This window comes from Paenibacillus xylanilyticus (genome assembly GCF_009664365.1).
Taxonomy (GTDB): domain Bacteria; phylum Bacillota; class Bacilli; order Paenibacillales; family Paenibacillaceae; genus Paenibacillus; species Paenibacillus xylanilyticus_A.
On sequence record NZ_CP044310.1, the window covers coordinates 2,016,817 to 2,042,699 of the forward strand.

Genomic DNA, 25,883 nt, shown 5'->3' on the forward strand with positions numbered 1-25,883 from the left:
GAATGATTTCAGAACTTCGATTTTATATGCGCAAGCTTCGTGAGGTAACAGGACCCGTTCTCTATTGGAACTTACTAGGCATGATCTGCATTAGTTTGATGGAGGGAATTGGCATTTATATGCTTGTCCCGATGTTAAGTTTGATCGGTATTTTTGAGATGGGTACCACCGGTTTACAGTTATCCTGGCTGTCCGAATGGTTAGGTCGGCTTTCCGACAACAGTCAATTAGTATTGATATTGAGCATTTTCGTGGTTATCCTCTCCGGACAGGCCTGGCTCCAACGTATGCAAACTATTCGAAATACCCGAATTCAACAGCAATTTATAAGAACTTTGCGACAGGAAACGTACCGGGCCATCATTATGGCCAAATGGTCTTTTTTTCTCCAAAAACGAAAATCCGATTTTAACCATATATTAACGACAGAACTTGCCCGAGTCAGTCAAGGCACGAATCTGATCCTGCAAATGGCGGCGTCCTTGATTTTTACAGCAATTCAGATTGGGCTCGCTTTTTGGCTATCCGCGAAGTTAACTGCGATTGTACTGGTCTTTGGACTTCTGTTGTTCTTCGTGCTCAAGAAGTTCGTGCAGCGGGCCAAACAGATCGGTGATCAGACATCCGAGCTATCCCAGCACTATTATAATGGTATTACAGAGCATTTTAACGGGATCAAGGATATCAAGAGCAACATGCTTGAGGAGTCGCATATCGGATGGTTTGAAAAAATATGCAAACGCATCGAGCGAAATGTCATTCAATTCAGCCAGTTGAACAGTGGAACACAGCTCATTCATCGCGTATCCTCTGCTGTTATTATTGCCGCCTTCATCTACCTGTCACTGCATGTTCTTGCTGTACCTCCGGCGAGTTTACTGCTGATCATTCTCATTTTCTCCCGGCTGTGGCCCAGGTTTACATCCATTCAGTCCAATCTGGAATATATTAGCTCAATGCTGCCCGCCTTTCAGCTCGTCAGAAAGCTGCAGGCCGAAACCAATTTAAGTCGTGAAATTAGTCGTTCCACCACAGATACAGAGGCTCCAAACCGGAATATCGAAAAAGACAATCATGCGATTCAGCCACTTGAACTGATGCGATCCATCGAATGTATAAATGTCAATTACCGCTATGAGGGCAGTTCAACTTATTCGCTCGAACATGTTACTGCATCCATTCCTGCGAAGGGGATGACAGCTATTGTGGGTAAATCAGGTGCTGGAAAGAGTACCTTAATTGATCTGATTATGGGGCTGGTCCGTCCAGAAAGTGGGCAAATTCTCATCGATGGTGTTCCACTGTCTGAGGAGCAGTTATTGGCGTGGAGAAGTTCAATCGGATATGTGTCCCAGGATCCATTTCTGTTCCATACCAGCATTCGTGAGAATCTGCGACTGGTTGACCCAGATGCAAGTGAGGAACAGATGTGGCAAGCCTTGCAGTTTTCCTCCTCTGCAGCATTTGTCCGCAAACTTCCTCACGGATTGGATACAATGATTGGAGATCGTGGGATTCGTTTATCCGGAGGGGAACGTCAGCGTCTGGTACTGGCAAGAGCGATGCTGCGCAATCCGTCTGTACTCATATTGGATGAGGCCACAAGTGCGCTGGATAGTGAGAATGAGCAGCACATCCATGAGGCGCTTGAACGACTCAAAGGACATGTTACCATTATTGTCATTGCCCATCGATTGTCCACGATTCGCACCGCGGATCGGGTGATTGTACTGGAGGAAGGCCGGGTGATCCAGCAGGGAGGGTACCAACAATTATCCACTGACCCGGTAGGAACATTCAGCAAGTTGTTGAATATGCAGGCCGGTGTTGTAGGCCAGTAAAAGATGGAAAAGATCATACTCACGCACATTCCAAAAAAGGCACATGATCATCACTGTGCCTTTTGTTTATAACGGGTCCATAACCTGAACCTATACGTATTCGGATTAAATTTGACTGGTAGTGGGAGCGAGGGGAAGCTGAAGTGCACCTGTCAATTCCAGGTACTGCACAATCTTTTGAACGGCTTCGTCCAAAGGCAGTTGTTCCGTATCAATAATCAGTGAAGGATCCTCTGGAACATCATATGGTGCCGAGATTCCGGTAAAATGAGGGATATCCCCGCTGCGAGCTTTTTTGTACAACCCTTTTGGATCGCGCCTTTCACATTCTTCGATGGAACACTGCACATAAATTTCAATAAAATCTTCAGGCTCAAATAATTGTCTGACCATTTCCCGATCCTGTGCATGAGGAGAAATAAAGGCTGAAAGAACGAGTAATCCGGCGTCTACCATCAATTTGGCCACTTCACCAATGCGGCGTAAATTCTCTTGTCGATCTTCCGATGTAAAACCAAGATCGCGATTGAGTCCATGACGCACATTGTCTCCATCAAGTACATAACAGCGAACACCTCGAACATGCAGATGCTGTTCTAAGGCAAATGCAAGTGAGGATTTACCAGCACCGGATAATCCGGTAAACCACAACGCACGGCTGCGATGGCCGTTATGTAATTCCCGTGCATGCCTGCTTAAACTCGATTGCTGCCAAGTAATATTGCGCTCTTCCTTCGACATGGAAAATCCGCCTCTCCAACGCATGATATGTAATATATTTTAACATATTTACAAGAATATAGCACTATTTTTAATGATCTGAGGTTTAGCGTGAACTTCATCATTTTCGGGTATAGAAGTAGTACACCCATAGCAGGAGGAAGAGCACTATGAACGAAAAAATACAGAACATACAGGTCAGCTTTCAATGTGCGGACTGTGAGCATGACATCCATGTGAGTTTTGCTTCACAACAGGTAACGACCGTACGATGCTCCGGGTGTAATAGGGCTTACACCTTGATGAAACCAACGATTGGTGAAGAAATATTGCTCGATTGGGAGCAAGAGGCGTTATATCATAAGATGCGTGCAGATCGGTCAGAGATGGATTACGACAGCATGTCAGCACTTATTATTAAGGTGATCGAACTGCTGACCTGGCGTGATCGTGGTGACGGACAAACGAAGGCGATCGAAACGGTCAGGGAATGGTTGTCCTCCAGCGGTAAGCCGCAAACATTAATTGAGCTGCTGCATCAACCCGAACAAAGCAACAAACGATTCTAATGCGGTCATGGCATGTGTCATGGAAAAGGTACATACATTCGCTGTTTCTGTGGCATATTACCTGAAGGGGCTCGTGATAGGAAGCGACAACCCATTATTCAGGAACAGGAGCGGTTGAAAATGAAGCGACTGGTTTTATATATGCTGTTGACTGCCTTATCGGCGTTCAGCATTTTTCCGGTGCACACCGAAGCATCGCCCGTTACCGGAGCATATCACTTTGGCTTCAAGAGAAGCCAAAACGGGCAGCTGCCCTCTATTGACCAGGAAGGTTTTAAGTCGATCCTGGAAAACAACGAAGCGATCTTTTTGGGGGATACCAAACAAAAAGAGTTGTATCTTACGTTTGATAACGGATATGAGAACGGATTTACACCTGCCATTCTGGATGTGCTGCGTGATAAGAAAGTTCCTGCTGCATTTTTCGTCACTGGTCATTATCTGAAGGATCAGCCGGAACTGGTTAAGCGCATGGCTGCTGAGGGACATATTGTGGGCAACCATTCCTGGAGCCATCCGGATATGACTCGGGTATCCAACGAAAAGCTGAAAACAGAGCTTGAACAGGTGAAGGCCGAAGTGAATCGTTTAACCGGCCAGCAAGCCACTTTTTTGCGTCCGCCTCGTGGTATTTTCAATAACCGTACGCTGGCGGAGAGCCATGCTCAGGGGTATATCAATGTATTCTGGTCACTGGCTTACAAGGACTGGGATGTCAATGTACAGCGCGGAGCTGACTATGCACGACAACAGGTGCTCAAACAGTTACATCCTGGGGCTGTTATTCTCCTGCATTCCGTCTCCAAAGATAACACAGAGGCACTGGGCTCGATCATAGATGAAGCACGGAAACAAGGATATGCATTCAAGAGCTTGAATGACTTGAAAACAAAAAGTTATTAGTATAAGAGTAATGTAAAAGGGCATCCTTGGCTGTGTGCAGCCAGGATGCCCTTTATGCGCTGGTTATCGTTGTTTAACCAGCGTCAACGTGTATTGTTTTTTACAAAACCGTGTTATAGATGATACCTGTTGTTTTGGGTCCGCAATGGCTGCAGATTACACATCCTGCTGTCGTTAATTCTACCCGTCCACCCGTTTGTTCCTGCAGGGATTTCTGCAGCTCGAGTGCATCCTCTTCAGCCATGGTATGTACAACAATGATGAGGTCTGTGTCAATCTGGTGCTTTTCGTTGAGTGTATTTTGCAGCATTTGATCCAGCGCCTTTTCCCTTTTTCCACGGACTTTGTAGGCTGGTGACATCTTGCCATCTGTTACGCGAATGACGGGGCGAATCTTGAGAAGGCTTCCGATCAGGTTTTGCATGCCTGAACAGCGTCCACCCTTGTGCAGATACTCCAAAGTATCAATGACAAATTCGGTCCGTACATTGGGCTTCACTGCTTCAACCAAATGAGTGATTTCTTTCAGGCTCTGACCTTTCTGCGCAGCATACACTGCCTTCATCACAAGCAGTCCAATGCCGGAGGAAAGATTAAGTGAGTCCACAACAGAGATACGGCCTTCGGGAAACTCTGAACTTGCCAGCAGTGCGTTTTGATAAGTGGATGAAAGCTCAGATGACAAACTGATATACAAGATGTCGTCCCCTTGTTCTATGTATGGTTGAAAAGCCGTCATGAAATCAGCAGGGGATGGAGCAGCTGTTTTGGGCAGTCGTCCGTCTTTGCTAACCCGCTCATACAGCCGTTCAGGTGTGATCTCAACACCATCCTTCAGGGATTCATCACCGAATACAACGTACAACGGAATAATCCCAATATCGTGAGTCTTAATCCATTCTGGATTAAGATCACTCGTGCTATCTGCAAAAATTTTGATTCTTGACATGTCGATCTCCTTTGGATACGAGAATTTGGCTAAATGGTTGTGATCTAGTTATTTTAGGTCATATAAATGCCTGCCAGAATGAGTCCTGCAAATGTAAGGATCATGATACCATTAAGGATTGTACCGATAATGGGAAATACCTTTTTACGATTTTTAAGCACAAGGCCGATGACTCCTAGAATAAGACCGGCCAGATTTAGAACAAGGCAAACCAGGATAAACAGGGATGCCATCAATACAGCTGGATGCAAAGCAATTTCTTCAACCTGCACAGGTTGTGTTATCGTCCCAAGAGCACTGCTGAGTGCAATGGTGGCGAGGAAGAAGGTCAAAATAAAACCTAAGAGTGCTACCAGTCCAATGACAAAACTTGCGATACCCGGACCTGAATGTTTTGTTCTGTTCAGTACGGGATCTGTTGGATCTGCCGGATTGGTCGCAAAAGGATCATTGCTGCCGGCTTGTTCATACGTATTTTGATGTTCCATGAATATCATATCCCTCCCTAATCGTTATTGATTGTTATTAACCTCATTTAATCATGGTGATTCTCCTGATGGTTACAGGAGTACAGACCCTTTTACTTTTCCATAACTACCGATAAAAATCAAGGTTTCTCTTTACTTTATGCCCCATTAGACCAACCTTTTTGATCCACATCTCAACGCCATATGTATGGAAGCTCATAACATTCCACTGAACTGGTAAACAGCTCGGAGATTCGCTAAAATAAACATTAATGTGACATGACATAAGGGGAGAGAAGTGAAAATGCAACGAGTATGGATGACCGTTGGAGCCGTAATGACAATGCTGTCTGTAGCGATTGGTGCGTTCGGTGCCCATATGCTTAAGGAAAAAATCGGCGCAGATGCCATTGCCGTATATGAAACCGGAGTGCAGTATCACATGATTCATGCGGTGGCCCTGTTGATTGTTGGGTTAACAGCTGGTCAACTTGGGGTGTCCTCCAAGCTAAAATGGGCAGCGCGTCTATTGTTTATCGGTATTATTGTGTTCTCCGGCAGCTTATATGTACTTAGTATTACGGGCATCAAAGTTTTAGGTGCCATTACACCTATTGGTGGAGTTGCTTTTATTGCTGGATGGCTGTTATTTGCCTTAGATGTGTGGCAACGAGGGAAAGAGCGCTCCTAACTTGGGTGATTACCAAACTGGTCAATTGTCCGCGAGAAGTAGGATTCGGCTTACGTGAGAATGGAAAAAGCAGCTTACGAGGAATGATGTGAAATTTCCACGTAAGCTGCTTTTTTGGTTTGTGTTCGTAATGGATCTACAAAAACTCGTCAATTTCATTCGTTCGGAATGAGTAGACCTGTTTTTCATCTACATGGTAGACACTTACAATGCTGTTATCCCGATCAAAATTCAAAATGCGGCATGGAATACTCTGATGTTTGCCGTTCTTGTTGTTGACCACAATTCGTGTAAGCCGGTTTTCCTTAATGAGGGTATCAATCCATTCATCAAAGGAATTTCCCAGAGAAGAACTGGCCGACTCTGGTGCAGCTGAATTCTGAGAAGAAACCGTTTCCTTTTGGTCTTGTGGTTTTGCCGAGTTTGATGAATTAGTTAATTGATTCGATGGAGCTGTTTTCAGTCCGCTCAATTGAGATTTTTTCCGTTCGTGGTGAAGGGAGGTGATCGAATCTTTTCTGGACTGGATCGTTGCTTCAATAATCTTGCCAAGCTCTAAGCCAGATTGAATGCGAAAGTCCGCAATTTGTTCCTCTTTGTTCATGAGCTCCAACAGGGACTGTAGCGCCAAGGCATTCGAGCGGCTTTTGATAAGAATGTCGACATTAAATAAAAAGCCAACTTCTTCTCCGTTGGATAAGGTTTCCTTCATTCATCCCAGCCCCGTTTGTAGATATGTCAGTCGATAAATACGCTTCAATTCACTATATCATTAATGTGGCAATAATCATAGTACTAGAGGCGCAGAAAATAACAAGCAATACTGCGGGGCTGAAACAGTTTTCATATGGCTGGATACATATTCTGCATCTATTTAATTTTATGGGATGTGGTGAGAAATTTAGTATGAATCCTAAATAACCCAATTTAAATTTGAAGGGACAATTTTAAGCCTTTTAGTTTGTTTTCCGCAGGTGTCCACACCGAGAATCGGAATGGGGCATACAATTATCCTGACCTGCGGGAATAGGAGGTGGATCGTGAGATTATGGTGAGCATGGAGCCGATTGTAGTTGGAGAGCATGTGCTGGTTGGGGTGGAAGTGAAGTTACCCAGAACGACGTTATTGACAATCAACACATCCAAAGGATATATCATGTGTGGAGCACTTGATGTCGGATTACTTAACGAAAAGCTTGGGGATCGCAAGATTATTGCAGCTCGAGCGGTTGGTGTGAGAACGCTGGATCAGCTGCTGCACGCGCCGATGGAGTCCGTCACAACCGAAGCTGAAGCGATGGGCATAACGGTTGGGATGACAGGTGTAGAGGCATTGCTGAAGATGATCTGATTCGGGACAACGTCCGATGAAATGAAGTGAGCAGCTGAGGTAGCTTCGAAACAGTGCTGATGCGACAGGACTGAGTTATGCAATGTTTTATAAGAAAAAGTAAAAAGGGGCTCTATGGCCCCTTTTTTTATGCGCATCACCAGCATCTAAGTCAGATGCGACTTTATACTTCTTCTTTGGCAAACAAGGCAGCCAGGTTTTCTTTGAACGGAGCACGAACAACACCTTTTTCCGTAATGATTGCTGTTACATACTCATTAGGCGTTACATCAAATGCAGGGTTAAATACTTTCACCCCTTGTGGTGCTGTACGTTTGCCAAAGCCTTCGGTTACTTCCTCGGCAGAACGCTCCTCAATCGGGATGAGATCCCCGGAAGGTGTGGACAAGTCAATGGTGGACAGCGGGCTGGCCACATAAAACGGAATATTGTGCGCTTTGGCAAGTACCGCTACGCTGTATGTTCCGATTTTGTTCGCCACATCACCGTTTGCCGCGACGCGGTCTGTACCAACTATAACGGCTTGTATCCAACCTTTGGACATCACCATACCTGCCATATTGTCACACAGAAGGGTAACATCGATACCCGCTTGCTGTAGTTCAAATGCGGTAAGCCGTGCGCCTTGAAGAACAGGACGAGTCTCGTCTGCGAATACTTTCAGTTGAATGCCACGTTCCTGAGCGAGATACATTGGCGCGGTTGCCGTGCCGTATTTGGCTGTGGCAAGTCCACCAGCGTTGCAGTGCGTGAGCACACCCATACCATCTTCGAAGAGTGGAAGTGCATGTTCTCCGATCATCCGGCAAACCTCTTCATCTTCTTTTTGAATTAAGAGTGCTTCTGCTTCGAGTGCAGCATTGCTGTCTTCGATGCTTGTTCCAGTTTCGGCCAGAGCACTTGCCTTTTGCATCATTCGATCGAGTGCCCAGAACAGATTCACCGCTGTTGGGCGTGAAGTCGCCAGATGGGCACAAGTGGATTTTACATGATCGAGCCAGCCTTGGATGACAAGTCCATCGTAAGCTTTGGCCCCCAATACGACACCGAACGCCGCAGCGATTCCAATAGCTGGAGCACCGCGGACTTTCATGGAGTGAATGGCTTCCCACACTTCTTCAGGGGTATATAGCTTAAGCATCAGAATCGTTTCGGGCAGAAGGCGTTGATCAAGCATTTCAAGCTTGTCCTGTTTCCAGTTGAGGGAGGACAGAGGCTGATGTTCAGGGGTTGTCATGGATGTTCCTCCGTTCCTAAATTTAAACTTTGATTGAGGAGATGGCTGTGGACACAAGGTCCAGCACTTCACCAATGGTGTTCAGTCGGCGATTGTTCTTGATTAACGTTTTACCAATAGCAAGTGCTTTGCGCTGAGCACGTTCACGTTCTGCAGCATCCTGAATCGTATCAATATCTGCCACGTGGGCAAGGCCAACAATGCGGCGTACCATTTTCGCACCCGCGAAGCCAATGGAATCTCTGAACAATTGTTGTACATAAAGGTCTTGATATCCTGGGGCTTTCGCCATTGGATCAACGAGATCAGATTCCCATAATGCACGGAAGCGGGTCTCAAACTCATTCCATACATCACGAACCATATCAAGCAGCAGCGTTTCGCGGTCACGCAGTGCGTTTTCATCCTGAATCCAGCCTGGCAGAGAAGCATAGTTCAAAAGCAGGTTGGCGAGTACGGCACCCACGTCGAATCCCATCGGACCATAGTAGGCAAACTCGGGATCAATAACTTTGGTCGATTCTGGTGTGACAAAAATACTTCCCGTATGAAGGTCACCATGAAGCAGAGCTTGTCCATGGGTGAGGAATTTTTCCCGAAGCAGGGCCACTTCCAGATGCAATGCTCCGTCTGTGCGAAGGGCTTCCGCCTCGTCCTCGATGGAAGGTTCATAATTGTTTTTCTCAGCGATCCGGTATGGTTCGTCAAAGATCAGATCTTCCGTGATTTTACACTGATCGGGATTCACGAATCGACCCTGCTTTTCCTTCTTCAGCTGTTGATTCATGCCGAGATCGGATGTGAAGAAAAGCGTTCTTGCCATGAATTCTCCAATATGCTGTGCGAAGAGAGGGTATGTGACACCTTCAATGAGCCCTTTGCGCATAATTACATGATCACTGAGATCTTCCATAACCGTCAACGCGAGATCATCATCATAGTGATACACTTCTGGCACCATCCCCGGGCAGAGACGATACTCTTCCTGGAGAATTTCGCGTTCAATTCGGGCACGAACCAGGGACAGAGGCCAAGATTCGCCAACGACTTTCGCATAAGGAAGGGCCTGTTTGATAATGATACTTTTATCGGAGTTCTGATCCGTGATATGGAAAACCAAATTCAGATTACCGTCTCCGATCTCACGGCATTCCAGATTTGCATCTGCCGTAAATGGACCCGGTAAGGTTTTGGCCAGTTCGATTGCTTCTTGGGGGGTTAACGGGTGATATTGAGACAAGGATGCCACCTCCATATATATGAAGAAACAGGAAAACCCACTTCTTTGCTTGGTATAAGTCAGTATATCGGAATTAACCCGTTTTTTGTACCCTTTTTTTAAGGCGAGCCTTGTTGGACTTGTTTCGAAGCCAGTGTGCCAGGGTAAAAACAAATAGGCCGGACGGTTCACAAATTAGCACCTACAAGGCCAGCCGCTAAGCAGCGGTGACGAACTGTTTAACTCTCTGTTATGTAAGACAGATTCAATTGTCAATCTTACATAATAGACTAATTTTATAATAAAGGATGGGATTCACATGGCTACAAAAAACAAAACAGATCAAGCGAAATCAGTAGAACAAGTACTTAATCGTCAGGTAGCTAACCTGAACGTCCTGTACGTCAAAATCCATAACTATCACTGGTATGTAAAAGGACCAAACTTTTTCACGCTGCATGTGAAATTTGAAGAGTTTTATAATGAAGTTACTGTACAAATGGATGAAATCGCTGAGCGTATTCTTACGCTGAAAGGCAGCCCTGCTGCTACCATGAAAGAGTATCTGGAGCTCGCTTCCATTCAGGAAGCTGCAGGTGGCGAAGATGCAAAAACAATGGTGCAAAACCTGATCGAGGACTTTGCTACGCTGTCCAATGAGTACCAGGAAGGTATTGAAGTAGCGGAAGCTGCAGAAGACCAGCCGACATCCGACATGCTGACTGGTTTCAAAGCCGAACTGGAGAAACACATGTGGATGCTGCGTTCCTTCTTGGGTTAAGCTACAGCTATAGAGCCGCGTAATACGGTTAATGTCTTCTATAAGGAGCACTTCCCAAACCCTTGATCTTAAGCTGTTGTCAGGAACAGACAAAGCGTCTATACTGCTGACAAGACAGATTACGGGAGGAGATCCGCATGTTAGGCACAACGATACCGGCATTAAAAGAGTGGGCTTCCGCAATTAAAGCGCTGGAAAACGGTCGCCAGATTCTGGTGATGCGCAAAGGCGGTATTGTGGAGGAAACCAGACATTTTGAGCTGAAAAGTCCGGCATTTTATCTGTATCCGACTTATGAACATCAGCGTAAAGAACTGATTAAGTCCTCTGATCATTCGTATGTTGAAGAATCACTGGCCGAATGGGTGCCCGAAGCTTCGACAATCCGCATCACTGCCTATGCCGAAGTGATACAGGATTTGGAGATCCAAGATCAGGAAATGCTGGATCGACTTCATGACTTTCATATGTGGACATCGGATTTTGCCGAAGACCGCTTGAAGTGGAAACGGAAAGATCCGTTACATGTATTGATACTCCGTGTGTACCGTTTGAATGAACCGATGGAAATACCGGTGCTGCCCGAATATAATGGGTGCCGTTCCTGGATTTCCATTCCGAATGGTCCGGTGCCGCGCGAAATGACGCCGGTGGTGGATGTTGCGGATTTTGACGAACAGGTACAGAAGATTAACGATATGCTCAAGATATAAAATGAAATAAGGAAGGGCTTGTCCAGATTATGGATAAGCCCTTTTTGGCTGATTAATATGGAATGATATAATGAATTACAGTGATTTTTCTCACTGTGAATTGGAAGAAATAACGGTTTCTCATTTGATTCAAACCCGCTTTTATTATAGAATCAGGTAGAATCATGTTTCCTGAGAGGACAAGTGTTCTCGGAAATGACTTGATAATCAATGAGAATCAGTTTAGAATTATTCTAAAGTGATTATTGCTTTGGAAATTGCGGTACTTGTAGAAATTCAGGGGAAGCCCTGTTCAGATATTTAATAGGCGCTTTTTCGTTTTCGACAGCAAACATCAATTTAATCAATGGAGGGAAACAATACACATGGCTACGAATTTCGTCATTGAAGGTCTGAAAGCGACGATCGAAGGTAAAGAAATCCTGAAAGGCATTAACCTGGAAATGAAAGGTGGAGAAATCCACGCAATCATGGGTCCGAACGGAACAGGTAAATCCACATTGGCATCGGCTCTGATGGGTCACCCTAAATATGAAGTAACAGACGGTACAGTAACCCTTGATGGTGAAGATGTACTGGACATGGCAGTAGATGAGCGTGCGCGTGCAGGTCTATTCCTGGCTATGCAATATCCGAGCGAAATTGCAGGCGTAACGAACTCCGACTTCCTGCGCAGTGCAATTAACGCACGTCGCGGCGAAGGTAACGAGATCTCCCTGATCAAGTTCATTCGTCAAATGGAAGGCAAAATGAAAGAACTCGACATGAATCCAGAGTTTGCACACCGTTACCTGAACGAAGGTTTCTCCGGTGGTGAGAAAAAACGTAACGAGATTCTGCAAATGATGCTGCTTGATCCAAAAATCGTAGTTCTTGATGAGATCGACTCCGGTCTGGATATCGACGCGCTGAAAATTGTAGCAAATGGTGTAAATGCAATGAAGAGCGAAGATCGTGGATTCCTTATCATCACTCACTATCAGCGTTTGTTGAACTACATTACACCTGATTATGTGCACGTTATGATGCAAGGTCGTATCGTGAAATCTGGCGGACCTGAACTGGCTCACCGTCTGGAAGCAGAAGGATATGACTGGGTTAAGGAAGAGCTGGGAATCACGGATGAAACTGTAGGCCAAGAAGCGTAAAGACAAAACGGAGGAGGATAATCAATGACTACACAAACAATTCTTCCGGTTGAATCTGAAGCGCTTCGCGCCTTGTCGGAAAGTAACAACGAACCCGGCTGGTTGACCGAGCAGCGGCTTGAAGCCCTTAAGCTTGCAAGTGGTCTTGCGCTTCCGAAACTGGAAAAACAGAAAATCGAACGCTGGAATGTCAGCGAATATGGCACATATAAAGCAAGTGAAGCTATTTCTTCTCTGGAAGAAGTACCTGCTTCGATTAAAGATCTCGTTCAGGATCAAGCTGAAGGCAGTCTGGTTATCCAGCGCAATTCCAGCACAGTATACTCCAAGGTATCTGCTGATCTGGCAGCCAAAGGCGTTATTTTCACGGATCTAGCTACTGCGGTTCGCGAGCATGGTGATCTGGTAAAACCTTACCTGAACACAGCTGTGAAGGCAGATGAGCATTCCCTTGCTGCTCTGCATGCGGCTCTTTGGAACGGTGGAGTATTCCTGTATGTTCCTAAAAATGTGGAAATTGAAGTTCCGCTTCAAGCTGTTTTGCTCACAGATGATGCAACTGCTACATTTGCACCTCATGTCCTCGTTGTTGCTGAAGCGAACAGCTCTGTAACTTACGTTGACAACTATGTTTCCGGCGAACTGTCCGCACCTGTTTTCCATAACGGTGTCGTGGAAGTCTTCGTAAAATCCGGTGCAAAAGTACGTTTCGCGTCTGTTCATCAGCTGTCTACGAATGTTACTGACGTTTCCTTCCGCCGTGCAGTGGTTGAGAACGATGGAACAATCGAGTGGATCGTTGGTGAAATGAACAACGGCGATACAGCCAGCAACACGATGTCCGTGCTGAAAGGCAATGGCTCCAGCTCGGATTCGAAAGTCATCGCTGTTGGTTCCGGATCCCAAAAAATCAACTACACTACAGAAGCTCGTCACTTCGGCAAAAACACGCCGAGCCAGATGATTACTCGCGCAGTTATGCGTGAAGAAGCTTCTGCCATTATCAACGGAATCACGAAGATTGAGAAAGGTGCAACCAAAGCGGACGGTCAGCAAACAGAGAAAGTACTGATGCTGAGCCCGAAAGCACGCGGAGATGCCAACCCAATCCTTCTGATCGACGAGGACGATGTTACAGCAGGTCACGCGGCTTCCGTAGGTCAAGTCAATGCTGAACAGATCCATTACTTGATGTCTCGCGGGATTAACCGTACGGATGCTGAACGTCTGATTATCTACGGCTTCCTGGCTCCGGTGGTGGCGGATATTCCTCTGGAAGCACTGCGTACCCAATTGCAGTCCCTTATTGAACGGAAACTGGGACAATGAACCCGTCCATCCGCGAGCAGTTCCCGATCCTCCACCAGGAAATTAACGGACACCCGCTCGTATATTTAGATAACGCAGCGACTTCCCAGAAGCCGCTGGCCGTTATCAATGCGATTAAGCATTATTATGAATTTGAGAACTCCAATGTGCATCGCGGTGTGCATACACTTGGAAGCCGGGCTACGGATGCCTATGAAGGTGCACGCGAGAAGGTTGCCAAGTTTATCAATGCACGTCGCACACAGGAGATCATTTTCACCCGTGGGACAACAACAGCCCTCAATTTGGTGGCTTCGTCCTACGGCCGGTCTGTCTGCAAAGAAGGCGACGAGATCGTTATTACACCAATGGAACATCACAGCAACCTGATTCCTTGGCAGCAGGTAGCCAAGGAGACAGGTGCAACATTGAAATACATTCCGCTTCAGCCGGATGGCAATATCGATTTGGCAGATGTGGAGAAGACGATTACGAACAAAACAAAAATTGTAGCAATCGCTTATGTATCCAATGTCATGGGTGTTATTCATCCGGTAAAACAAATTGCTGAAATTGCACACCGCAATGGCGCTGTCATCGTTGTTGATGGCGCACAGAGCACTCCGCATATGAAGGTGGACGTACAGGATCTCGACTGTGATTTCTATGCATTGTCTGGTCACAAAATGTGCGGACCAACCGGAATCGGTGCACTTTACGGCAAAAAGGCGCTGCTGGAGTCCATGGAACCGGTTGAGTTCGGCGGTGAAATGATTGATGATGTTGGTCTCTATGAATCCAATTGGAAAGAGCTTCCGTGGAAATTCGAAGGCGGAACCCCTATTATCGCAGGTGCGGTAGGTCTGGGCGCAGCCATCGATTTTCTGGAGCAGATTGGCATGGATGAGATTGCCCATCATGAAAGTGTATTGGCAGCTTATGCAACAGAACGTATGGCAGAGATTGACGGGCTGACCATCTATGGTCCAGCGCAGCGTCATGTTGGTGTGGTCACCTTCAACCTGGGGGATGTACATCCACATGATGTGGCTACTGTACTGGATGCGAGTGGTGTAGCCATTCGAGCCGGACATCACTGCTGCCAGCCGCTTATGCGCTGGCTGCAAGTCAGCTCAACAGCTCGTGCCAGCTTCTATCTATATAATAATGAACAAGATGTGGACCGGTTTATCAGCGCCTTAATTCAGACAAAGGAGTATTTTGGCGATGCAACTTGATGATCTGTACCGGCGTGTTATAATGGACCACTACAAAAACCCGCGTAATCGCGGAACATTTGATAATGACGCTGTCACGGTGAATTTGAACAATCCTACGTGCGGCGACCGGATTTCATTGCAGCTTTTACTGAAAGACGGAATCGTCCAGGAAGCCAAGTATACGGGAGAAGGCTGTTCCATCAGCATGTCGTCGGCGTCCATGATGACCGATGCTGTCAAAGGCAAATCGATGGAGCAGGCACTCGATCTGGCTGACCGTTTTTCCTCACTGATGAAAGGGGAAGAAGTCGATTTCGACGATTATGAAGATCTCGAAGCCCTATCCGGTGTGAACAAGTTCCCTGCACGCATCAAATGTGCCACTCTGGCCTGGAATGCATTACGCAAAGGGATTGACGAAGAGGACAATGTACAATAACGATAGGGAGGTAGAGCAAGATGGCTAAAAAAGCACCAGAAATGGAAGAGTATAAATATGGTTTTCGCGATGAGCACAAATCCATCTTTCAAACCGGTAAAGGTCTGACTGCAGAAGTCGTTACCGAAATTTCCCGGATTAAAAACGAACCGGAGTGGATGCTCGAGTTCCGCTTGAAAGCACTGAAACAGTTCGAGAAAATGCCAATGCCAAAATGGGGCGGAGATCTCGATGAGCTGGATTTCAATGATATCCAGTACTATGTTCGTCCTTCTGAAAAACAAGGTAAAACATGGGAAGAGGTTCCTTCCGAAATCAAGGAAACCTTTGATAAACTGGGTATTCCTGAAGCCGAGCAAAAGTTCCTTGCAGGTGTATCCGCTCAGTACGAATCTGAGGTTGTATACCACAACATGCAAAAAGAACTGGAAGACCAAGGCGTAATCTTCATGGATACCGATACGGCTCTTAGAGAGCACCCGGAAATCCTTCGTGAATACTTCGCTACGGTAATTCCGCCAGCGGACAACAAATTCGCAGCACTGAACAGTGCCGTATGGTCCGGAGGAAGCTTCATTTACGTGCCTAAGGGCGTTAAGTGTGAAGTGCCTCTGCAAGCCTATTTCCGGATTAACTCCGAGAATATGGGACAATTCGAGCGTACGCTTATCATTGCGGACGAAGACAGCTTCGTTCACTATGTTGAAGGCTGTACAGCTCCAATTTACAGCACGAACTCACTCCACAGTGCCGTGGTTGAGATCATCTGTAAGAAAAATGCCCGTGTTCGTTACACTACGATTCAAAACTGGGCACCAAACATCTACAACCTGGTAACCAAACGTGCAGTTGCTGAAGAGAACGCAACAATGGAATGGGTAGATGGTAACATCGGATCCAAACTGACAATGAAATATCCAGCCGTTGTACTGAAAGGCCGTGGAGCAAAAGGTTCCGTACTTTCCATCGCTGTAGCTGGTAAAAATCAGCATCAGGATGCAGGTGCGAAAATGATCCACTTGGCTCCAGACACGACTTCAACGATTGTATCCAAATCCATCAGTAAGCATGGTGGTAAAGTAACCTACCGTGGTCTGGCTTCCTTTGGTCGTCAAGCAGAAGGTGCCAAGTCCAATATCAAATGTGATACGCTCATTCTGGATAATGAGTCCACATCGGATACCATTCCTTACAATGAAATCATGAATGATAACATTATGCTGGAGCATGAAGCTACGGTATCGAAAGTATCTGAGGACCAACTCTTCTATCTGATGAGCCGTGGTCTGACCGAAGCTGAAGCAACACAAATGATCATCATGGGCTTCATTGAGCCGTTCACGAAAGAATTGCCAATGGAATATGCGGTAGAAATGAACAGATTAATCAAATTCGAAATGGAAGGCAGCATTGGTTAATTGCTGCTTGCTGCATAGACAAGGACCGGGGGATTTCCTCCGGTCCTTGTTTCTTCATGCACGAAAATAATCCGACTTTATATGAAAAAGGGACTTGTGTAACAGAAAAACGGATGGTTGAATCGCTGTTTTTCGCATAAAATAGGTTCAACAGCACAAGCGATTTCATAGATTGCTGCATCTATTGATAGAAAAGGATGGTGAATCTATGAGCTTCAATCCTTTTGAAGGATATCGCATTACAAGTTCGTTTGGTTATCGCATTCATCCCATTCATGGTGGACAAACGTTCCATCGGGGAATTGACCTCGTCACAGAACCCTGGAATGGCCCTGTATACGCCTTTATGGAAGGAACCGTACGATTTGCCGCAGAAGGAGCTACGGGCTCCGGATTCGGCGGTTATGGGCTTACAGTTGCTGTACAGGATCATCGTGGGTATCTGCATTGTTACGCCCATCTATCGCGAATTGCGGTTAGTGTAGGTCAGCGGGTGAAGCGTGGTCAACTCTTGGGAAACCAAGGGAGTACAGGTCAGAGTACAGGACCCCATGTCCATTATGAAATTCGTAAAACGAGTACCCCTTCTTACGGGTATACAGCCAGTGTGGATGGAGTGGTTGAGCCGGAAGCATATTTGCAATCGGAATTCGGTTCCACATCTGAAGAGCAGGAGGCTCTGCCGATGACAAGTGAAGAGAAGAAAGCTTTTGAAGCGATGGAAAAGACTCTGGAAGCTCAGGCGTCCTGGATCGCGCAGCAGAAGAATCTATCCAACATGCCCTGTCCGCCTTGGGCAGCTGAAGCTTATCATTACTATCGTCCTTATATCCAGACGGACACAGGCAGTTATGACTTCTGGAGACTGCTGGTTATTATGTATCGCAAGGAAAAAGGAATTCAGGTCTCGTTCGATTCAGGAAAACAATAAGGGCCAGCGTGCTGTATACGATGATTCGTACCTGAAGCAGGCAAAAAACCATTTATCGAATATTGCCATTTCGCCCGGTTCGCTTCCCCTGCAAGATCATATGTTAGGGTATACCTGATGAAGAGGAGGCAATCACATGAGCGAGGTAGGATATGGCTGTGGTGGCAATGTTGGCGGCATCGGTGGATACAACCCATTCACATCGGTAGGCGCAATCTTGGTATTGTTCATTCTGTTGGTTATCATCACTAAAGCATTCTGCGTGTAATACGCGTATCAAACCTGAATAAAGCAAAAGGGAAACCGGAATTCGGTTTCCCTTTTTACTTTCATAAAATAAGTTCCTGTATTGTAATTCTTCGTAATTATTCATTTTTCTACGTGCCGCTGCGAAACCATGGAGCTATTGAATATAAATTTCGACGATGGCGATATCTCTTTCTTTCGCTAAATCAATAAAGGCTGTGGATGTCTGAACAAGCGGACGGAAATAGTCTGCAGGGTTATTCATGACGATAATGCCCGTTTCCCCCGAGGTGAGCAGTACCCTTTTTCCTATAAAATTGGGCAGCATGTGTTTGATGAGCTCCTGGGTAGCTTCTCCGTTGAGTTGGCCAAAGCTCAGGCTGTACAGCTCGCACAGCACGGAGATTAACTCCTGCTTGGTCTGATATACCCGGTTGGTCGTCATCGCGCTGTAAACGTCAGCTACGGCCGTAATACGGGCATATGGATGAATATCATTCCCTTTCAGTCCATGAGGGTAGCCGCTTCCGTCTTCCCGCTCATGATGCTGAAGGGCGACCGTAGCCAAAATCTCATCCTGCGTGGACTCTTTAACAATCTCATATCCGTATAACGTATGTTTCTTCATTTCTTCGAATTCTTCCGGGGTTAGTTTTCCCGGTTTATGTAGCATTTCAGGAGAAATCTTGGATTTTCCAATATCGTGCAGATAACCTGCTTTGGCTACGGTCAGGCATTCTTCAGGATTGTAGCCCATCCAGCCAGCAATATAAAACGCGAGCATTCCCACTTGCAATGAATGGTTGTAGGTATAATCATTATCGCCGTCAAGCATAAGTAGTAGGGAAACGACATCCTTCTGTTTCTCCAGTTGAGTTGTCAGGTTAATCAAAATTTCATCGACCTGAGCTTCGTCAATAAATCCTTTCTCCATCGCTTGCTGAAACAGAGATTCGGTACCTTTGATCGTATCGTCAAACAAGGTAGTTAACAGACGGGTCTGATCGGAAGGCATGGTTTGCGTATCAGAGTGTAGGTTGGATGTTGTATGTTCTACATCTGCGTAATCGATTCCATGTTGCAGCAATTTGGTAATATCGTCTTCGCTGAGTAAGGAACCTTTCATCAGCATGTGGAGACCTGAACTGTTGTATACATCATTTTTTAACAGATCACCAGGTTTAAGATCAGTAACATGCACTCTCACGTATAAACCACCTTTTCCTCGACTTATATCGACATATATGCTTATAATAACAAGAAAAAAATGGGTTGACAACGACTTATTTACTAATTTAATTAGCCTTGCAAGAGGTGGAGTGACTATTTATAAATTGTCCAAGGGGTTCCAGGGTCCCAGTTGATGTCCCTTCCACTCGGAACCATCGTCCCATATTTCCTTTTTCCAGATCGGGACCGTTTGTTTAAGTCTTTCAATAGCGTAGCGACTGGCGTCATAACAATCACTGCGGTGAGGCGAGGAGACGGCAATAATAACACTAATCTCTGCAACGTCAACCTGACCGATCCGGTGGCTGATTGCACATCTGACCCCTGGCCAACGCTCGGAGATTTCACTTCCGATGTTAGCCATCTGAGAAAGCGCCATCGGTACATAAGCTTCATATTCCAGATGGACCGTTCGCTGTTCCCCTGTCATTTCACGCGTAGTACCTACAAAAGTCAGTGCTGCCCCGTGGTTTGCGGTAATGACCAGAGCTGTTGTTTTTTCCACGGACAGGGGGGACTTCGTAATCATAAACATACCGTCCGGAGTACGATGTTCGGATAGTGAAGACCTATGCTCATCCTCGGACCCACCAGTACCGTCACCTCCTGAAACGGGGGGAATTAAGGCAAGTTCATCTTCGGGCTTAATCATCGTATCGGCAGGAGCGTACTCCTGGTTCACCGCCAGAAAGGAACTTCGAATCTGTGAAGCAGCCTCTGGATAGGCGAGTGCCAGGCTTTCTTTGAGAAGAGCTGCGGTCAAAGGACTTTTCGTATATTCATATTCAAGCAGGGACGTGCCCAAACGTTCGGCAATACCTGCAAACAGTTGTATGGTTAATATCATGCTTATGCGTCACCTCTTTTTTATCTCTAAACCCTTTCAATATATCATAACGACGCGGAAAATGTTATGCTTATCTATTAGAGGAATGTACGTCAGGCAAGGACGAGAGGAGGCGGTGTGATGAGCACCAAGGAAAAACAAACGTTAACCATTCTGCACACCAATGACATCCATAGTCATTTTGGTTCCATGAGCTCTATCGCCGCCATGATTGAACAAGAGAGAGAACGTAGCGAAAACGTTCTAGTTCTGGATATCGGAGATCATATGGATCGTATGGCCGTAGAGACAGAGGGCACACTTGGGGGAGCCAACGTCGATGTAATTAATTTGACGGGGTATGATGCCATAACGATTGGCAATAACGAGGGACTGACATTTACACCGGAGCAGCTGGCACAGTCCTATTCAGGACTATTGTGTCCTGTCGTGTGCGGAAATGTTGTGGAAGAGGCCAGTGGTCAGCCTCCAGTATGGATGAACTCATCCCTTATTGTGGACAAAGGTCCATTTCGGATAGGTTTGCTCGGAGCTACTGCACCGTTTACTGCTTTTTACGACTTGCTGGGATGGAAGCTGCTTGACCCTGTGGAAACACTGCGTGAGCAAGTTGAGGCGCTGCGCCCTAATGTGGATATTGTCATTATACTCTCCCATCTGGGTCTATCAACGGACCGGAAACTCGCGGAGCAGATTGAGGGCATTGACGTTATTCTTGGCGGACACACTCACCATGTGATCGAGGAACCTCTGGTCATTGGCAATGCAGTGCTGGGAGCAGCCGGAAAATTCGGTCAGTGGCTTGGTAAAGTTGTACTTGAGCGGGATAGCGATGCGAACAAGCCCAGACTGGTTAGTAGTGGCTGTTTTCCATTGAAGGATCAGATGCTGGATGAGAAGGTTGCACTGGCTATCGCAGCACATCGCGCGGAGGCAGAGCGTGCTCTTGGACAGACAGCTGTAATGATTGACCGAACTCTTCCGATAAAATATGAGAAGGAATCACCATTCGCATCGCTGCTCGCGCAGGCAGTAAGGCACTTCACGGGAGCTGAGCTGTCACTGGTTAACGCTGGCCAACTCCTGGGTGAACTTCCGCAAGGGGACATCAGCAAGGGAATGCTGCATTCCCTATGTCCTTCTCCGATCAATGCTTGTACAATAAGGCTGAAAGGCAGAGAGATTCGTGAAGCGCTGGAACAGTCTTTGCTTCAGGAATATGCGGATAAGCCCATCATCGGATTTGGATTTCGCGGGAAGATACTTGGTACGCTGTGTGTGGATGGTATGGAGATGGAGTATGATCCTGCGGGTCCCCCATATCATAAGATCAATGCATTATATGTCGATGGTAAGCCTATGGGTGATGAACAGGAATATGTGGTCGGAACACTAGACATGTTTACATTCAATGTGGGATACCCTTCGTTAGCCCGGGGAACCGAGATCGCATATCGACTTCCTGAATTTATACGGGATCTGCTGGAGATCGAATTAAAAAGACCAGGGGCGTTGGATGATAGCCTGCGATCCCGCTGGCATGAAAGAAATTGACGAGTACTTGCCTTCTGCTGAAGCGGCGGCTAGTGGAAATTACATCTACGGAGCGGGAGAGGATAGGCTGTGCGTTTGGTACATATAAACCTATTGCAGCCTGGCATGAAGCTGGGGAAACGGATTTATAGCGAAGAGGGTTTGGTTCTGCTTAGTGAAGATGTGGAACTGACCGAGCGGTTGATTAGACGTCTAAAAGACCTCGGCGTAGGTTACGTATATATTAAGGAAGCAGCGACAGAGGATATCATCGTTCCCGATATGCTTCAGGAGGAAACCAGACGCAGGGCACTGGTAGAAATCAAGCAGCAGTTTCAGAGTATGTCAGGTATGAAGACCAAAAGCCGGATTCCGCATTTCGGCAAAGCGCTGAGTGGTCTGATGAATACCATTCTGGAGGACATCGGTGGTCAAAAGGAAGCAATGATCATGCTGATGGATATGAACTCCAGTGATCTTGATCTGTACAACCACTCCTTGAACGTATGTGTGTACACACTGGTTTTGGGCGTCGCCTCAGGGTATTCCAGACAGCAGCTGATGGAAATTGGACTGGGTGCCCTGCTGCATGATATAGGAAAGACACAGATTGATCCAGTTGTTTTGCATAAACCAGCGAAATTGACGGATGAGGAATTTAAAATCATTCAGCAGCATACTACATATGGACATCGGATTTTAAAAGATGAACCAGGCATACCGCTGCTGGCAGCGCATTGCGCCCTGCAGCACCATGAGCGAATCGACGGTAGTGGCTATCCGTTTGGCCTCAAGGGTCCTCAAATTCATGAGTATGCCAAGTGGATTGCACTGGCTGACTCGTATGACGCGATGACGAGTAATCGCGTATACCGGAAGTCATTGCTCCCTCACCAGGCAGTGGAAGTATTATATACGGGATCTGGCTCGTTGTATGAACAGCGTATGCTGGAGAAATTCCGTGACTGTGTGGCAATTTATCCCGTAGGTCTATCTGTGACGCTGAGCACGGGGGAAGTCGGCGTCGTTGCATCCATCGATTCACGTATCCCGCAGCGGCCCCGGATTCGGGTGTTAAAGGATGCGGATGGACAGACGTTAAAGGCTCCTTACGAAATAGATCTGTCCACAGCCCTATCGGTTATGATTACTGGTGTAGAAGGCGATGAGGGCGTGCCTCCAACTCCTTCCTGTGATGAATTTTCTTGATCACTGTTAAGTTATTGCCAGCAGGGAGACTGCGCTCATAGCAATATCCGGGCCGGGTTGGCCCTGGAGTTGTATGGGCGTTTTTGTCATGTAATGGACAGAGCACTTCATGCCGAAGCGTTCAAAATTGTGCTATGATAAAAGATAGCTCCAAAAAGATCATGCCAAAGTATGATGTAAATAAAACTTTTTAGGTTAATAAAAGGAATAAGGTGAAGAACAATGACCATGCTAAACTCAGGATCGGTTGAACCGATGCCTTTATCGCCGACAAATGATCCATGGGATCCGATCGGCTCTTTGCGTACATATGGACGCCACGTGTTAACCAGTGTTGAAATGACCGTGACTCATCTGTGCAATATGAGATGTGAGCACTGTGCTGTAGGGGATATGCTCACGATGCGTGAAGCTCCCGCACTGCCACTGCCTCTAATGCTGAAGCGGCTGGACGAAGTGGAGCATCTGCAGACCATCAGTTTGACAGGTGGTGAGCCGAGCTTCAGTCAAAAGACAGTGGATGAAATGATCATCCCGCTGCTGAAATATGCCAAGGAGCGCGGCATAAGATCACAGATCAACTCCAACCTGACGCTGGATCTCAGTCGTTACGAGAAACTGCTGCCATACCTTGATGTGATGCACATCTCATTCAACTACCTGAATGCTGATGATTTCCATCAAGTCGGTTTTGCCAACAGCGGCAGACCTGTCAAGCGTGAAGTAGCGGTGAAAATGTATGAGAAAATGATAGAGAATTCGCGCAAACTGAGTGAAGCAGGCATGTTTATCTCGGCTGAATCCATGATTAATTTCCGTACTCATGATAAGTTGGAGGGGATCCATCAACTGATTCGGGAGATGGGCTGTGTACGTCATGAAGTTCATCCGATGTATAACTCAAATTTTGCTTCCACATTACCTGTCTTGTCTCTGGACCATATGCGAGCAGCCATTCATCGCTTGCTGGATGTGCGCGACAAAGATATGTGGATGTTGTTCGGAACACTTCCATTCTTTGCTTGCAGTGCGGCCGATCAGGATCGGGAATTGATCAATCGCCTGTACAGTGAGCCTAATGTGACCGTACGCAATGATCCGGATGGCCGTAATCGCGTTAACGTCAACATGTTTACAGGCAATGTGTACGTTACGGATTTTGCTGACATCCCTGCCTTTGGCAACATTCGGGATCGGAAGCTGGATGATGTGTTCCATGAATGGTCAGCGGAGCATCCGCTTAATCAGACCGTTAACTGTCACTGTGATGCTGCGTCCTGCTGCGGCCCTAACCTGCTGGTGGCGGACATGTATTATAAAGGTGTGGATTTCAAATCCAGAAAAGCAATTACGCGCTGATTAGGCGCTGATATTCCAGGTATATTCCTGAAATAGATAGAAAAAGGGGAGTGTCGACTTGGATATTCATACCGAATTTCATCTCGGGCAGCTGGTGTTCAATTTGGTTTGCGTTTTTCTGCTCGTATTCTTGAATGGTGTATTTGTTGCAGCGGAATTTTCTCTGGTTAAAGTCAGACAGACCCGGTTGACTCAATTGCAGAGCGAGGGAAATCGGCTGGCCGGGTATGCTTTAAAGGTGAATGGAAAACTGGACGCTTACTTGTCGGCAACCCAGTTCGGCATTACCCTGACATCCCTGGGGCTTGGCTGGCTCGGTGAACCCGCCATTTCCGAATTACTGGTAGAGCCGCTGATGTTCAAACTGGGCGTGGCGGATACAGGGCTGATCTCTACCGTTTCTGTTATCGTCGGTTTCTGTATTATTACGTTTCTGCATATTGTACTTGGGGAACTTGCACCGAAGTCGCTTGCTATTCAAAAAACTGATGGCGTGGCTCTGCTATTGTCCGCACCACTTCTGCTGTTCTACAAAATCTTTTTTCCATTCATCTGGATTCTCAATGCATCGGCCAATGCACTGCTGCGACTGGCAGGGATAGAGCCTGCGAGTGAAGGAGAAGCCCATTCTGAAGATGAACTCAGAATCTTGATGAAGCAGAGTGCGAAGAGTGGCGTCATTGACAAAGATGAAATCAAACTGATGGATAACATCTTTGATTTCTCCGATATGCTTGCTCGTGAAGTCATGCTACCACGTACAGATATGGATTGTCTGTATACCCATCTGCCCCTGGAAGAGAACCTGAAGATTATTAATGCAACGAAGCATTCCCGTTATCCTGTTGCCGTTGAGGATAAAGACGAAATTATCGGATTTATCCATATTACGGATCTGCTATTGGCAGCCCCGGAACAGCAGCAGGACCTGGCTTCACTTGTGCGGCCTATCTTGAACGTTCCGGAATCCATGGAAATCAGCCATGTCCTTCAACTGATGCAGAAAAAGCATTCCCAGATGACCCTTGTTGTTGACGAATACGGCGGCACCGCCGGATTATTGACGGCGGAGGAAATTCTGGAGGAGATCGTAGGGGATCTATACGATGAGTTCGAGGATGAGCGACCTCATATGGAACGCAGCGGTGATTCCTTCTCCATAGATGGACGATCCCTCATTGAAGAGGTTCATGAATGGACCGGGGCCATCATTGATGACGAAGAAGTAGATACCATTGGCGGTTGGTTGTTCAAAGAGCTTGAAGGCAGCCCAGCCAAAGGTAAAACACGGGAGCAGAACGGCTATGTTTTTGAAGTGGAGGAATCCACCAGGTTACGAATTACCCGAGTCAAGGTGTATAGGAGCCCAGTCTCTGAACAAGAGGCTGCTGCTTGGAATGAGGCTCAGGACGATCCCGAATCGGACAAGTAGTGAAATGCACTACCATATTGAAATGAATGTGACCTTTGGAACACTTCCCGCGGGGAGGAACCAAGGGTCTTTTTTTTGTTTAAAAGAAGGCGTGAGAAATTCCGTGAGTTGTTTCAGCTGAA

Annotated in this window: 26 protein-coding genes; 18 read left to right on the top strand and 8 right to left on the bottom strand. The window is 46.5% G+C overall.

The features are described 5' to 3' along the window. Window positions 1-2 precede the first annotated feature (2 nt). Window positions 3-1,841 carry an ABC transporter ATP-binding protein gene (locus F4V51_RS09170; protein ID WP_153977741.1) on the top strand — a complete coding sequence of 613 codons (1,839 nt, stop codon included), beginning with the start codon at window positions 3-5 and terminating at the stop codon, window positions 1,839-1,841. 105 nt (window positions 1,842-1,946) lie between these two features. Here the strand turns inward: F4V51_RS09170 and cysC are convergent, their stop codons facing one another. Then, window positions 1,947-2,582 (bottom strand): adenylyl-sulfate kinase, encoded by a 636-nt coding sequence (gene cysC / locus F4V51_RS09175; protein ID WP_153977742.1) that lies wholly within the window; start codon window positions 2,580-2,582, stop codon window positions 1,947-1,949. A gap of 149 nt (window positions 2,583-2,731) precedes the next feature. Between cysC and F4V51_RS09180 the strand changes: the two genes are divergently transcribed. Beyond that, complete coding sequence (locus tag F4V51_RS09180; protein WP_153977743.1) at window positions 2,732-3,130, top strand: hypothetical protein; 399 nt, start codon at window positions 2,732-2,734, stop codon at window positions 3,128-3,130. Between the two features lie 120 nt (window positions 3,131-3,250). Then, complete coding sequence (gene pdaA / locus F4V51_RS09185) at window positions 3,251-4,033, top strand: delta-lactam-biosynthetic de-N-acetylase (protein WP_095359049.1); 783 nt, start codon at window positions 3,251-3,253, stop codon at window positions 4,031-4,033. 100 nt (window positions 4,034-4,133) lie between these two features. On the opposite strand, the gene F4V51_RS09190 is transcribed toward pdaA, so the two are convergent. Together F4V51_RS09190 and F4V51_RS09195 are read right to left on the bottom strand one after the other, a co-directional pair. Further along, complete coding sequence (locus F4V51_RS09190; RefSeq protein ID WP_153977744.1) at window positions 4,134-4,982, bottom strand: DegV family protein; 849 nt, start codon at window positions 4,980-4,982, stop codon at window positions 4,134-4,136. Between the two features lie 53 nt (window positions 4,983-5,035). Continuing rightward, entirely contained in the window at window positions 5,036-5,470 is a 435-nt protein-coding gene (locus F4V51_RS09195) for a hypothetical protein (protein WP_127536554.1), read from the bottom strand. A 283-nt stretch (window positions 5,471-5,753) separates the two neighbouring features. Here F4V51_RS09195 and F4V51_RS09200 point away from each other — a divergent pair, with 283 nt between their 5' ends. Then, window positions 5,754-6,140, top strand: coding sequence for a DUF423 domain-containing protein (locus F4V51_RS09200; protein WP_153977745.1), 387 nt, complete (start codon window positions 5,754-5,756; stop codon window positions 6,138-6,140). 136 nt (window positions 6,141-6,276) lie between these two features. On the opposite strand, the gene F4V51_RS09205 is transcribed toward F4V51_RS09200, so the two are convergent. Next, entirely contained in the window at window positions 6,277-6,852 is a 576-nt protein-coding gene (locus F4V51_RS09205) for a hypothetical protein (RefSeq protein ID WP_153977746.1), read from the bottom strand. 336 nt (window positions 6,853-7,188) lie between these two features. On the opposite strand from F4V51_RS09205, the gene F4V51_RS09210 reads away from it, so the two are divergent. Then, entirely contained in the window at window positions 7,189-7,491 is a 303-nt protein-coding gene (locus F4V51_RS09210; protein WP_153977747.1) for a YunC family protein, read from the top strand. 163 nt (window positions 7,492-7,654) lie between these two features. Here F4V51_RS09210 and mtnA read toward each other — a convergent pair whose 3' ends face one another. Next, a complete protein-coding gene (gene mtnA / locus F4V51_RS09215; RefSeq protein WP_153977748.1) occupies window positions 7,655-8,728 on the bottom strand; it encodes an S-methyl-5-thioribose-1-phosphate isomerase in 1,074 nt (357 codons plus the stop codon). A 22-nt stretch (window positions 8,729-8,750) separates the two neighbouring features. Further along, complete coding sequence (gene mtnK / locus F4V51_RS09220; RefSeq protein ID WP_153977749.1) at window positions 8,751-9,968, bottom strand: S-methyl-5-thioribose kinase; 1,218 nt, start codon at window positions 9,966-9,968, stop codon at window positions 8,751-8,753. 298 nt (window positions 9,969-10,266) lie between these two features. Between mtnK and F4V51_RS09225 the strand changes: the two genes are divergently transcribed. The 9 genes from F4V51_RS09225 (at window position 10,267) to F4V51_RS29045 (ending at window position 18,173) form a co-directional block, all read left to right on the top strand. After that, window positions 10,267-10,728: a Dps family protein gene (locus F4V51_RS09225; protein ID WP_153977750.1), complete on the top strand. Its 462-nt coding sequence runs from the start codon at window positions 10,267-10,269 to the stop codon at window positions 10,726-10,728. Window positions 10,729-10,865: 137 nt separating this feature from the next. Continuing rightward, entirely contained in the window at window positions 10,866-11,441 is a 576-nt protein-coding gene (locus tag F4V51_RS09230; protein ID WP_153977751.1) for a DUF1802 family protein, read from the top strand. 365 nt (window positions 11,442-11,806) lie between these two features. Beyond that, window positions 11,807-12,589, top strand: a complete 783-nt coding sequence (sufC, locus tag F4V51_RS09235; protein WP_095288227.1) for a Fe-S cluster assembly ATPase SufC — start codon at window positions 11,807-11,809, stop codon at window positions 12,587-12,589. A gap of 24 nt (window positions 12,590-12,613) precedes the next feature. After that, entirely contained in the window at window positions 12,614-13,918 is a 1,305-nt protein-coding gene (gene sufD / locus F4V51_RS09240; RefSeq protein ID WP_095288226.1) for a Fe-S cluster assembly protein SufD, read from the top strand. Then, window positions 13,915-15,135 (top strand): cysteine desulfurase, encoded by a 1,221-nt coding sequence (locus tag F4V51_RS09245; RefSeq protein WP_153977752.1) that lies wholly within the window; start codon window positions 13,915-13,917, stop codon window positions 15,133-15,135. The genes sufD and F4V51_RS09245 overlap by 4 nt, the downstream gene beginning before the upstream one ends. Beyond that, window positions 15,125-15,556 carry a Fe-S cluster assembly sulfur transfer protein SufU gene (gene sufU / locus F4V51_RS09250; protein WP_095359036.1) on the top strand — a complete coding sequence of 144 codons (432 nt, stop codon included), beginning with the start codon at window positions 15,125-15,127 and terminating at the stop codon, window positions 15,554-15,556. The genes F4V51_RS09245 and sufU overlap by 11 nt, the downstream gene beginning before the upstream one ends. Before the next feature lie 20 nt (window positions 15,557-15,576). Continuing rightward, on the top strand, window positions 15,577-16,974 hold the full coding sequence (gene sufB / locus F4V51_RS09255; RefSeq protein WP_095288223.1) for a Fe-S cluster assembly protein SufB: 1,398 nt from the start codon (window positions 15,577-15,579) through the stop codon (window positions 16,972-16,974). A gap of 208 nt (window positions 16,975-17,182) precedes the next feature. Then, entirely contained in the window at window positions 17,183-17,905 is a 723-nt protein-coding gene (locus tag F4V51_RS09260; protein WP_153977753.1) for a M23 family metallopeptidase, read from the top strand. 136 nt (window positions 17,906-18,041) lie between these two features. Beyond that, entirely contained in the window at window positions 18,042-18,173 is a 132-nt protein-coding gene (locus F4V51_RS29045; protein WP_218029803.1) for a YjcZ family sporulation protein, read from the top strand. 135 nt (window positions 18,174-18,308) lie between these two features. Here the strand turns inward: F4V51_RS29045 and F4V51_RS09265 are convergent, their stop codons facing one another. Beyond that, window positions 18,309-19,358: an HD-GYP domain-containing protein gene (locus F4V51_RS09265; protein WP_095359034.1), complete on the bottom strand. Its 1,050-nt coding sequence runs from the start codon at window positions 19,356-19,358 to the stop codon at window positions 18,309-18,311. A 120-nt stretch (window positions 19,359-19,478) separates the two neighbouring features. Continuing rightward, window positions 19,479-20,228: a molybdenum cofactor biosynthesis protein gene (locus F4V51_RS09270; protein ID WP_153977754.1), complete on the bottom strand. Its 750-nt coding sequence runs from the start codon at window positions 20,226-20,228 to the stop codon at window positions 19,479-19,481. Between the two features lie 120 nt (window positions 20,229-20,348). Here F4V51_RS09270 and F4V51_RS09275 point away from each other — a divergent pair, with 120 nt between their 5' ends. The 4 genes from F4V51_RS09275 to F4V51_RS09290 all read left to right on the top strand — a co-directional run bounded on the left by F4V51_RS09275 (window position 20,349) and on the right by F4V51_RS09290 (window position 25,761). Beyond that, window positions 20,349-21,782 (top strand): bifunctional metallophosphatase/5'-nucleotidase, encoded by a 1,434-nt coding sequence (locus F4V51_RS09275; protein ID WP_153977755.1) that lies wholly within the window; start codon window positions 20,349-20,351, stop codon window positions 21,780-21,782. 69 nt (window positions 21,783-21,851) lie between these two features. Next, a complete protein-coding gene (locus F4V51_RS09280; RefSeq protein ID WP_236146730.1) occupies window positions 21,852-22,970 on the top strand; it encodes an HD-GYP domain-containing protein in 1,119 nt (372 codons plus the stop codon). 222 nt (window positions 22,971-23,192) lie between these two features. Then, window positions 23,193-24,329: a radical SAM/CxCxxxxC motif protein YfkAB gene (yfkAB, locus tag F4V51_RS09285; protein ID WP_095359031.1), complete on the top strand. Its 1,137-nt coding sequence runs from the start codon at window positions 23,193-23,195 to the stop codon at window positions 24,327-24,329. Window positions 24,330-24,387: 58 nt separating this feature from the next. Continuing rightward, a complete protein-coding gene (locus F4V51_RS09290; RefSeq protein WP_153977756.1) occupies window positions 24,388-25,761 on the top strand; it encodes a hemolysin family protein in 1,374 nt (457 codons plus the stop codon). Window positions 25,762-25,883: the final 122 nt, after the last annotated feature.